Here is a 10,662-nt window from a genome sequence, read left to right on the forward strand (position 1 = left end):
CAAGCAAGGAGCGTTGCCTACATGTACCCGATCGACTTCTTCTGGCGCGCCGCGGCGCGCTGGCCCGGCAACATTGCCATCGACGCCCCCGAAGGCGCGATCCGCTACGACGCGCTGGCCGCCCAGGTGGCCGCGCTGGCCACGGCGCTCAATGCGCTTGACAACACCCTGCAGAGCCGCGTGGGCATTTGCGCGAAGAACAGCGCCGAGCACATCGTCGCGCTCTTGGCGGTGCTGGCCTGCGGCAAGGTCTGGGTGCCGCTGAACCCCAAGAGCACCCGGCCGGAGATACGCCGCATCATCGACGCCACCGAGCCCTCCATCCTGGTGCTCGATGTGGCCTGCGCCGGACTGCTGGAGGGCGCGGCCGGCGCGCGCATCTATAGCGGCTCGCCGCCACCCGGGGAGAGCTCGGTGGCCGCGCTGATCGCGCAGCATGCCGGCGCATCGCGCCCGGCCTTTGCGCTGCCGGAGGAGGCCACGCAGGCGATCAAGTTCACCGGCGGCACCACGGGCGCGCCCAAGGGCGTGATGCAGCCGTACCGCGCCTGGATGACCAACGTCTCCAACCAGATCCACGCCTGGGGCTTTGACGAGCACGAGCGCTACATCGTGGCCGCGCCGATCACGCATGGCACGTCGACCTACCTGTTGCCCATCCTGGCGCAGGGCGGCTGCCACGTGGTGCTGGCCGAGGCCGGTGCGGAGGCGGTGCGCACCGCGTTTCGCGAGCGGGGCGGCACCGTGTGCTTCATGCCGCCCACGCTGGTCTACATGCTGATGGCGCTGCCCGGCGCCACACGCGCGGACTTCCCCTGCCTGCGCCGCCTGATCTACGGCGGCGCGCCGATGCCGCCCGAGAAGATCCGCGAGGTGCGCGCGTTCTTCGGCCCCGTGCTGGGCACCACCTACGGGCAAACCGAGGCGCCGCAGAGCCTGACCGTGATGCGCCCTGCGGATTTCGAGGACGAGCGCAACTGGGCCGCTGTAGGCCTGCCCACCTGGTTCAGCGACGTGGCCATCATGGCCCCGGACGGCCGCCTGCTGCCCCCGGGCGAGGTCGGCGAGGTGGTCGCGCGCGGCGACCTGGTGATGAGCGGCTACTGGCGCTTGCCGGAGAAATCCGCCGAGACGCTGGTGGACGGCTGGCTGCACACGGGCGACCGCGGCCTGATCGACGAACGCGGCTACCTGTACCTCAAGGACCGGCTCAAGGACATGGTCATCACCGGCGGCTTCAACGTTTATCCGGTGGATGTGGAGAACGCGCTGGGCCAGCACCCGGCGGTGCACGAATGCACGGTGTTCGGCGTGCCCGACGAAAAATGGGGCGAAGCGGTGCAGGCTGCCGTGCAGCTGCGCCCCGGCCAGCATGCCACCGAAGGCGAACTGATTGCCTTTGTGCGCGAGCGCCTGGGCCCCGTGCAAACGCCCAAGCGCGTCCACTTTCATGCGAGCCTGCCGCGCTCCGCCGTGGGCAAGGTGCTCAAGACCGCCGTGCGCGAACGCGCCATCGGCCCCGAAGCCCCATCGGCCCCGACCCCTGCCAACGCATCCACTGAGAACCCATCATGACTTCCCCAGCTTCCTCCAAGCCCGTCACCCGCCTTTGCACCCACACCCTCACCAGCCTGCATTACCGCGACGCGGACCTGGTCGAGGACCTAATGGGCAAGAAGACCTTTACCGAGGTCATGCTCATGCAGATCCTGGGCCGCGAGCCGCGCCCGGTGGACCTGCGCATCACCGACGTGGTGCTGATCGTGCTGATGGAGCACGGCCTCACGCCTAGCGCCATCGCCACGCGGCTGATCTACATGAGCGCGCCCGAGAACCTGCAGGGCGCCGTATCCGCCGGCCTGCTAGCCGTAGGCAGCTCCTTCGTGGGCACCATGGAGAACTGCGCGCAACTGCTCGACCGCATCGGCGCGGCCGCCGATCCCGATGCCGAGGCCATGGAGATCGCGCGCCACTACAAGTCCATCAAGAGCCATGTGCCCGGCTTTGGCCACCACCTGCACAAGCCGGTGGACCCGCGCGCCTACAAGCTGCTGGAAATGGGCCGCGCCGAGCCCGACCTGGCCGGCGACAAGATCCGCGCGCTGGAGCGCCTGTCCAGCGCGGTGGATGCCGTGGCCGGGCGGCCCATCACCATCAACGCCACCGGCGCCGTGGCCGCCTTGCTGGGTGAGCTGGGCGTGCCCACGGCCGTGATGCGCGGCTTTGCCGTGATCTCGCGCGCGGCCGGGCTGGTGGCGCATATCGTGGAGGAGCAGCAAAGCCCCTCGGGCCGTTTTATCTGGGACACCATCGAGCACGCGATTCCTTACGTGGGCGAAGGCGGGCACCGGCCAGGGGAGGGCGCGTGAAATGACGAACGTATCGAACCTAGCGGACCTAGCGAACCCAGGCGACAGCGCAGCGGCGGCGCGCCCGCCAGCGTTGCCGCTCGATCTCACGGGCCGCACGGTCTTTGTCGCCGGCGCGGGCTCCGCGGGGCCGGGCTGGAGCATCGGCCGCGCGGCCAGCGTGACCTACGCGCGCCTGGGCGCGCAGGTCTGCGTGGTGGACCGCGACGCGGCCTCGGCCGAAGAAACCACGGCGCTGATCCGGGCCGAGGGCGGCATCGCCGAGACCTTCACGGGCGATGTGTCCGTGGAGGCTGAAGTGGCGCGGCTCTTCGCCGCGGCGCGCGAGCGCTTCGGCATGGTGGACGTGCTGCATCACAACGTAGGCATTGGCAAGACCGGTGGCCCGATGGAGACCACCGCGGACGACCTGGACCGCATCCACGCCGTCAACGTGCGCAGCCTGCTGCTGGCCAGCCAGCAGGTGCTGCCCGACATGGTGGCGCGCGGGCGCGGCGCCATCATCGCCATCTCGTCGGTCGCCGGCATGCGCTACGTGGGCTATCCGCACCTGGCCTACAGCGTGACCAAGGCAGCCGTGACGCAGTTCACGCGCATGCTGGCGCAACAATATGCGCCGCATGGCGTGCGCGCCAACACCGTGGTGCCGGGGCTGATCGACACGCCGCGCATCGCCACCACGGTGGCGAAGATGTTCTCCGGCACCAGCCTGGAAGAGGCGCGCCGTGCACGCGCCGCGCAAGTGCCGATGGGCCGCATGGGCAGCGCATGGGACGTGGCCCACGCCTGCGCCTTCCTCGCCTCCGATGCGGCGGCCTATGTCACCGGCACGGAGCTGGTGGTGGATGGCGGCCTCACCGGGAAATTCGTGTGACACGCAATCCGTCGCCCCATGTCCAGTAGTTGCTTAAAAGAGAGGATGGCTGGCTAGCCATATCCGCAGCGCGGATATTCGCGCAACGCCATTGCGCGAGGGACTAAAGAGCCACTCAACCTTGCCGATATGTAGTCATCGGCATGAAGAACGCCGGCATTCCTTGCCGGTACGAGCCGATGTCTTTCTCCCGAAGCCGACACTCGATCGGTTGCCACGACAAGCGAAGATCAGGCATCCGTGCAGGCGGCGTTGCCACGCAGCCGCCTGCCGGTCTCTCGCTTGTTTTTCCGGGATGGCTCTGGCCGATTACCTCTTGCATTCCTCCTTTCTTTTTCCAGGACGACGGACAACCATGCGTTTCAGTGACATGAAAATATCGACCCGCCTAACTGCCGGATTCGGCATTCTGGTTCTGTTGATCGCCTTCATGGGCGGCACATCGATCATCAAGATTCATACCGTGGAAGATGCATTGCACACGGTATTAAGTGACCACTACAGAAAAATAGCGGATCTCAACGACATTGAGGGAAACCTGAACCAGATCGCGCGATCGCTGCGCAATATGGTGATCATGACGGTGGCGACGGATATCGAGAAGGAACGTGAACTGACAGCCGCCACGCAAAAGACCATTGCCGCCCAATGGGCCCGGCTGGAGACCAAGATCACCTCTGATAAGGGGCAGGCCGAGCTCGCCAAGGTGAAAGAGGCGCGCGGCGCGTACGGGGCCCTGCAGGACAAGTTCACCGGGCTGGTGGCGGCAGGCAATGCCGACGAAGCCAGGAACATGCTGCTGGGCGAGTTGCGCCCGGCCCAGCTGGCCTACTTCGCCGCGGTGGAAGGCCTGATCCAGCATCAGGACAAGCTGATGGAAGCGTCCACCAGCGAGGCCATCGATGCCGTCGAGCGCATGAAGGCCACGATCTGGGCTTCGGGTGCCATCGCGCTGCTGGTCGCCGTTTGCATGGCCACATGGATCATCCGCGCCATCACCCGGCCAATCAATCAGGCGGTGCGGGTGTCGGCTGCCGTGGCTGCGGGTGACCTGAGCCTGCAGTTCGATGCCAGCGGCAACAATGAAACCGCCAAGCTGATGCGCGCGCTCAAGGATATGCAGGCTAGCCTGGTGCGCGTGATCGCCAACGTGCGCGAGAACGCCGAGGGCGTCGCCAGCGCGAGCCAGCAGATCGCCGATGGCAACCGCGACCTGTCCGGCCGTACCGAGGAGCAGGCCAGTGCGCTCGAGCAGACCGCGGCCTCGATGGAGGAGCTCAGCTCCACGGTCAGGCAGAACGCCGACAACGCRCTGCAGGCCAATCAGTTCGCCATCGGCGCCACCACGGTGGCGCGCAGGGGTGGCGACGTGGTCGGGCAGGTGGTGGGCACCATGAAGGACATCAACGACAGCTCGCGCAGGATTGCCGACATCATCGGCGTGATCGACAGCATCGCGTTCCAGACCAACATCCTGGCGCTGAACGCCGCCGTGGAGGCCGCGCGCGCCGGCGAACAGGGGCGTGGCTTTGCCGTGGTGGCGGGTGAGGTGCGCAATCTCGCGCAGCGCAGCGCCGAGGCGGCCAAGGAGATCAAGACGCTGATCAACGCCAGCGTGGAGCGCGTGGAGCAGGGCACGGCCATGGTGGACCATGCCGGCGCCACCATGACGGAGATCGTCGCGGCGATCAAGCGCGTGACCGACATCATGGGCGAGATCAGCGCAGCCAGCACGGAGCAGAGCGCGGGCGTGGCGCAGATCGAAACCGCCATGAGCCAGATGGACCAGGCCACCCAGCAGAACGCCGCACTGGTGGAGGAAAGCTCGGCAGCGGCGGAAAGCCTGCATGCGCGGGCACGGCAGCTGGTGCAGGCGGTGGCCGTGTTCAAGCTGCATCAGGAACGTGGAGGGCGGGGCGCGCCATCCGGCCTCACCGGGGCCTGAACGGGGCTTGAGCGGGGCTTGACTGGCCAAGGACCAGTAAAATAGCCGGCCAGGGTGGGTTTTCAAAGGCGGCAGGTGGCTCAACGACAACAGGGTTTTCTTCTGACTCGGCACTGGCGGGATACGGCCGCCGGGACGGAAGTCGAGTTCTGGCTGGCAACCGACAGTGGCCCTCGGCATATCCGCCTGGCGCATCAGCMCTCGGTGGCGTTCGTCCCGGCCGAGCAGCGCGAGACCGCCGAGGCGGTCTTGCGCGGCGAGCGCAACGTGGTGTTGCGCGAACTCCCGCTCGCGGATTTCCATCGCCGCCCGGTGCTGGGCCTGTACTGCCAGCACTACCGCCAGCTCACCAAGCTGGAAAAATTGCTGAAGGAAGCCGGCGTCAGCGTCTACGAGGCCGACATCCGCCCCCCGGAGCGCTACCTGATGGAGCGCTTCATCACCGCGCCCGTCTGGTTTGCCGGCGAGGCCAACGAAGCTAACGACGCTAACGAGGCTAACGGCAAGGGACCCCTGCTCAACAGCCAGATGAAACCCGGGCCGGCATATCGGCCCCGGCTGAAGCTGGTCTCGCTGGACATCGAGACCACCGCCCACGGCGACCTGTACTCGATCGCGCTGGAAGGCTGCGGCCAGCGCCAGGTGTATATGCTCGGCCCACCCAACGGCGACGACAGCGCGGTCGACTTTGACCTGGAGTATTGCGCCAGCCACCCGCTGATGCTGCAAAAGCTGAACCAATGGCTAGCCCGGCACGATCCCGATGCCATCATCGGCTGGAACGTGGTGCAGTTCGACCTGCGCGTGCTGCAGAAGCACGCGGATCGCTATCAGGTCCCGCTGCTGTTTGGCCGGGGCGGCAATGTGCTGGAGTGGCGCGAGCACGGCTTCAAGGAGAACCATTTCTTTGCCTCCGCCGCTGGCCGCCTGATCATCGATGGCATCGAGGCGCTGCGGTCCGCTACCTGGAACTTCCCGTCCTTCAGCCTGGAGAGCGTGGCGCAGACGCTGCTAGGCGAGGGCAAGTCCATCGACAACCCGTATCAGCGGATGGCGGAGATCGACCGCCGCTTCGCCGAAGACAAGCCGGCGCTGGCCCGCTACAACCTCAAGGACTGCGAACTGGTGACCCGGATCTTTGCCAAGACCGAGTTGCTGACCTTCCTGCTGGAGCGCGCCGCTGTCACGGGACTGCCGGCGGACCGCAGCGGTGGCAGCGTGGCCGCCTTCACGCACCTGTACATGCCGCTGATGCATCGCCAGGGCTATGTTGCCCCGAACCTGGGCGAGGTGCCGGAGGGCGCCAGCCCCGGCGGCTTTGTCATGGATTCGCAGCCCGGGCTGTACGATTCGGTGCTGGTGCTGGACTACAAGAGCCTGTACCCGTCCATCATCCGCACTTTCCTTATCGATCCGCTCGGGCTGGTGGAAGGGTTGCAGGATCCGTCCGACAAAAGCTCGGTGCCGGGATTTCGCGGCGCGCGCTTCTCGCGTACCCGGCATTGCCTGCCGGCCATCGTCCAGCAGATCTGGCAAGGCCGCGAAGCCGCCAAGCGCGAAGGCAACAAGCCCTTGTCGCAGGCCCTGAAGATCATCATGAATGCGTTCTACGGGGTGCTAGGCTCCAGCGTCTGCCGCTTCTTCGACCCACGCCTGGCGTCGTCGATCACCATGCGCGGCCACGAGATCATGCACCGCACGCGCGAGCTGATCGAGGCGCAGGGCTACCAGGTGATCTATGGCGATACCGATTCGACCTTTGTCTGGCTGAAGCAGCCGCACGCGGAAGCGGACGCCGACAGGATCGGCCACGCCCTCGTCCAGCAGGTGAACCAGTGGTGGCGGCAGCATCTGCAACAACAGTACGGACTGGAGAGCGCGCTGGAGCTGCAGTACGAGACCCACTACCGCCGCTTCCTGATGCCCACCGTGCGCGGCGCCGAGCAAGGCAGCAAGAAGCGCTACGCGGGGCTGGTCGTCAAGGCGGACGGCAGGGAAGAGATGGTCTACAAGGGCCTGGAAACGGTACGCACGGACTGGACGCCGCTAGCCCAGCAGTTCCAGCAAGCGCTTTATCAACGCGTGTTCAAGCAGCAGCGGTACCGGGAGTACGTGCAGGACTATGTCCGCCGCACCATGAGCGGCGAGTTCGACGCGCAACTGGTCTACCGCAAGCGCTTGCGCCGCACGCTCGAAGACTATCAGCGCAACGTGCCGCCGCATGTGCGCGCGGCACGCATCGCGGACGAGTTCAACCGCAAGGAGGGCCGTCCGCTGCAATACCAGAACGGCGGCTGGATCAGCTATGTGATGACGGTGGCCGGCCCGGAGCCGCTGGAAACCCGGCGCTCGCCCATCGACTACGACCACTACCTGACGCGCCAGCTGCAGCCGGTGGCCGACGCCATCCTGCCGTTCCTGGACGACGCGTTCGAGGCGCTGGTGACGGGGCAGAAGGCGTTGTTTTGACGGGGCCTCAGGCGTCGGGGTTTATCCAGTACTGAACAAAAGTCCACGAGCTTCAAAGCCATGCGAGGATATGACCGGCGACTCCTCGTCCAGCTTGCCTAGGCGTGGCCGTTGTACCCCAAATCCCGCCATCGGCTCCAGGCCCACCCGAAGGACTRCTCAGGGTGGGCCACGGACGTTGGCCGCTGGCTGTTGCGCCGACGTATGGGCAAGGTGTCGCTATTTCTTGGATTCGTATGCCATGCGCACCGCCAAGCCTGTCAGCACGCTTCCCATCAGCCAGCGCTGCACCAATAGCCATTGCGGGCGTCCTGACAGGAAGGTAGACATCGATCCGGCCGTCACGATGATCAGTGCATTCACAGCGAGGCTGATCGAAATCTGAACGCCGCCGAGCGCCAGCGATTGGGTAAGAACACTGCCGTGTCCTTCCGTAATGAATTGGGGAAGCAGAGACAGATACATGACGGCGATTTTGGGATTCGCCAGGTTGGTGATAAACCCCATGCTAAAGAGCTTTCTTGGGGTATCGACCGGCAGGTCGCGCACTGCAAACGCGGACCGTCCGCCCGGTTTGACCGCTTGCCAGGCAAGATAGAGAAGGTACAAAGCGCCGCCAAAGCGAAGCGTGTCGTATGCGTAAGGTACCGCAAATACGAAAGCCGTAATGCCGAATGCCGCGCAGAGCATGTAGAACACAAAGCCCAGAGCAACGCCGCCCAACGAAATGAGGCCTGCGCGTCTACCTTGGCAAATTGAGCGGGAAATTAGATAAATCATGTTCGGCCCTGGCGTTAAAACCATTCCCAACGCCACAAGAGCGAACATGAGCAACTGTGCAAAATCAGGCATAACCCATCTCCAAGGATTTTAGGTAATGCCCAGGCKCGCGGCGGCTAGCAACCTCACGCTCCCCGATAGTGCTCTATCTATATGCGCCAGTCACATGAGTGCGGAAATCATAGCACAGGAGAAAATACTTCGGGCTCGGAGGAGCCGTGGTTGTGCGCTGACAGACAAGCAGCGAACCTGGGACGATCTCTGGCATCCGCCGGACTGAGATCGGCCATTGAAGAAAGAGGAAATCACCTTCTGCGCTGGCCGGACGATTTCCCTTCCTTAGACGTCTCTGCGCTCCACTGCCGCGGCAGTGAGTCTGGAGATGAAGAAATCGGCCAACGCACTCACCTTGGCGGGCCGTGCGCGGGCAGTGGGTGTGACGAAATACAAACCACCTTCAGGCAAGCGCCAATCGGTCAAAACCGGCTCGAGCTGTTTGTCCCGGAAATACTGTGTCGCGACAAACTCAGGAAACTCGGTGATGGCAAGTCCAGCGAGGACCGTGGGCAGTAATGCCTCCACGCTCGTTCCTCGCAATGCTCCGGTCGGTGTGACGCTACATTCCTCGCCGCTTTCATGGGTAAATCGCCAGACGTCGCGCTTGCTCCTGTTGGTGTAGGTAAGACACTGGTGGGCGCCAAGATCATGCGGGTGCTGAGGGCGGCCATGGCAAGACAGATAGGCTGGAGATGCCACGACAAATCGACGCACGGGTGCAATGAGGCGTGCGACGAGTGACGAGTCCTCCATGATGGCGATGCGCAGGGCGGCGTCAAAGCCATCGCCAATCAGGTCAGTCTGTGCATCCGTGAGATGAAGTTCGACGGAAATATCCGGATAGGTCCGAAAGAATTCAGGCAGCAACGGAGCCACCCAGCGAGCACCAAAGGAGAGCGGCGCCGCGAGCTTTACGAGACCACGCGGTCGGCTTGACGTCTCACGTGCGAAATCCTCCGCTTCCTCCGCCTCCGCGTAGATTCTCGCCGCTCGCTCGGCAAGCGTGTGGCCATAGTCCGTGAGCGCAAGTCGTCGGGAGGTGCGGTTGAACAGTCGACCTCCCAGCCGCTCTTCAAGACGGGTAACGGCCCGAGAGACCGTGGCCACCGAGACCCCCATGGCTGTTGCCGCCGCAGCGAACGAGCCTTCTTCGGCAACCTTCGCGAACATCGCGAGCCCTTCGAAATCCGGTAGTTTTGACATCGACAATCCTGCAACGATGGCTTTCATTCATTTCTATTTCGAAAATTAGCATGACGTCGTAGATTTGTCTTGTCGCACCACACCACCCAGGAGATAGACATCAAGAGATCTCCACACCACGCGACCGCAAACGTCCAAAGTTATCGATTAAGGAGTGTGTTATGAATGACCGTACCCATGAACTGCTTTATCGCAACCTCCAGGAGGTCTTCGGCGAAGGCGACGCAACGCGTCGTCGCGCGGCGATCGAGGCGCTCTATACCGAGGACTGCGTGCTCTACGTGCCTACGGGCGTATTCGTCGGGCACGGCGCTCTCGACAAATTCGCAGGGGATCTTCGCGCGACGCACCCGCACTTTGCTTACACACCGCACGGCGAGCCTCAGGCTCTCCACAACGCCGGTCGTCTGGCTTGGGGTTCTGGCCCGCGCGGCGAAGCCCCCGACTATACGGGCTGGGACGTGATCATCGTTCGTGATGAAAAAATCGCAGCGCTCTATGTCTTCCTCGATTCCAATCCCGCATAACCATGCGATGGCCTCGCAGGCTTCGCTGCGTCAACTTGCGGATAGGCTTTGGCCCAGCCGTGCCGCTTCTATCGCGGCGATGTCGATCTTCCTCATGGTCATCATCGCGTCAAACGCGCGCCTGGCCGCAGCGCGATCGGGGTCGGATATTGCCGCGGTGAGGGCGCGCGGGGTGATCTGCCATGACAAGCCCCACCGGTCCTTGCACCAGCCGCATGCGCTTTCCTGGCCGCCATTGCCGACGATCGCGTTCCACAAGCGATCGGTTTCGGCCTGGTCATCCGTCGCGATTTGAAACGAGAATGCCTCGTTGTGCTTGAAATACGGGCCGCCGTTCAGGCCAAGGCAGGGGATGCCGGCGACGGCGAACTCAACCGTTAGCACATCGCCCTGCTTGCCGCCAGGATAGTCGCCCGGTGCGCGGTAGACAGCGCCGAC

At 64.4% G+C, this 10,662-nt stretch carries 9 protein-coding genes and 1 riboswitch; of the genes, 6 read left to right on the plus strand and 3 right to left on the minus strand.

The window, feature by feature from the left end; genetic code table 11:
- Positions 1 to 21: 21 nt before the first annotated feature.
- The 5 genes from AC1DS3_RS10230 (at position 22) to AC1DS3_RS10250 (ending at position 7,657) form a co-directional block, all read left to right on the plus strand.
- Positions 22 to 1,575, plus strand: coding sequence for a class I adenylate-forming enzyme family protein (locus AC1DS3_RS10230; protein WP_441631882.1), 1,554 nt, complete (start codon positions 22 to 24; stop codon positions 1,573 to 1,575).
- Entirely contained in the window at positions 1,572 to 2,369 is a 798-nt protein-coding gene (locus AC1DS3_RS10235) for a citryl-CoA lyase (protein WP_441631884.1), read from the plus strand. The genes AC1DS3_RS10230 and AC1DS3_RS10235 overlap by 4 nt, the downstream gene beginning before the upstream one ends.
- A 1-nt stretch (position 2,370) precedes the next feature.
- Complete coding sequence (locus AC1DS3_RS10240) at positions 2,371 to 3,243, plus strand: SDR family NAD(P)-dependent oxidoreductase (RefSeq protein ID WP_441631886.1); 873 nt, start codon at positions 2,371 to 2,373, stop codon at positions 3,241 to 3,243.
- Between the two features lie 370 nt (positions 3,244 to 3,613).
- Complete coding sequence (locus tag AC1DS3_RS10245) at positions 3,614 to 5,188, plus strand: methyl-accepting chemotaxis protein (RefSeq protein WP_441631888.1); 1,575 nt, start codon at positions 3,614 to 3,616, stop codon at positions 5,186 to 5,188.
- 75 nt (positions 5,189 to 5,263) lie between these two features.
- Complete coding sequence (locus tag AC1DS3_RS10250; protein WP_477127109.1) at positions 5,264 to 7,657, plus strand: DNA polymerase II; 2,394 nt, start codon at positions 5,264 to 5,266, stop codon at positions 7,655 to 7,657.
- Positions 7,658 to 7,876: 219 nt separating this feature from the next.
- On the opposite strand, the gene AC1DS3_RS10255 is transcribed toward AC1DS3_RS10250, so the two are convergent.
- Positions 7,877 to 8,509 carry a LysE family translocator gene (locus AC1DS3_RS10255; RefSeq protein ID WP_441631892.1) on the minus strand — a complete coding sequence of 211 codons (633 nt, stop codon included), beginning with the start codon at positions 8,507 to 8,509 and terminating at the stop codon, positions 7,877 to 7,879.
- 20 nt (positions 8,510 to 8,529) lie between these two features.
- A riboswitch (ZMP/ZTP riboswitch) is annotated at positions 8,530 to 8,613 on the minus strand.
- Positions 8,614 to 8,776: 163 nt separating this feature from the next.
- Positions 8,777 to 9,697, minus strand: a complete 921-nt coding sequence (locus AC1DS3_RS10260) for a LysR family transcriptional regulator (RefSeq protein WP_441632130.1) — start codon at positions 9,695 to 9,697, stop codon at positions 8,777 to 8,779.
- A gap of 161 nt (positions 9,698 to 9,858) precedes the next feature.
- Between AC1DS3_RS10260 and AC1DS3_RS10265 the strand changes: the two genes are divergently transcribed.
- Complete coding sequence (locus AC1DS3_RS10265) at positions 9,859 to 10,224, plus strand: nuclear transport factor 2 family protein (protein WP_441631894.1); 366 nt, start codon at positions 9,859 to 9,861, stop codon at positions 10,222 to 10,224.
- A gap of 30 nt (positions 10,225 to 10,254) precedes the next feature.
- Here the strand turns inward: AC1DS3_RS10265 and AC1DS3_RS10270 are convergent.
- A partial coding sequence (locus AC1DS3_RS10270; protein WP_477127110.1) for a VOC family protein occupies positions 10,255 to 10,662 on the minus strand: 408 nt, incomplete at its 5' end.

The sequence above is a fragment of the Cupriavidus sp. 01L46 genome, assembly GCF_056399905.1.

Coding starts and splice junctions, on each gene's coding strand:
- AC1DS3_RS10240 (WP_441631886.1), top strand. CDS start 2,371: ATGACGAACGTATCGAACCTAGCGGACCTAGCGAACCCAGGCGACAGC.
- AC1DS3_RS10265 (WP_441631894.1), top strand. CDS start 9,859: ATGAATGACCGTACCCATGAACTGCTTTATCGCAACCTCCAGGAGGTC.
- AC1DS3_RS10255 (WP_441631892.1), bottom strand. CDS start 8,509: ATGCCTGATTTTGCACAGTTGCTCATGTTCGCTCTTGTGGCGTTGGGA.
- AC1DS3_RS10235 (WP_441631884.1), top strand. CDS start 1,572: ATGACTTCCCCAGCTTCCTCCAAGCCCGTCACCCGCCTTTGCACCCAC.
- AC1DS3_RS10230 (WP_441631882.1), top strand. CDS start 22: ATGTACCCGATCGACTTCTTCTGGCGCGCCGCGGCGCGCTGGCCCGGC.
- AC1DS3_RS10260 (WP_441632130.1), bottom strand. CDS start 9,697: ATGTCAAAACTACCGGATTTCGAAGGGCTCGCGATGTTCGCGAAGGTT.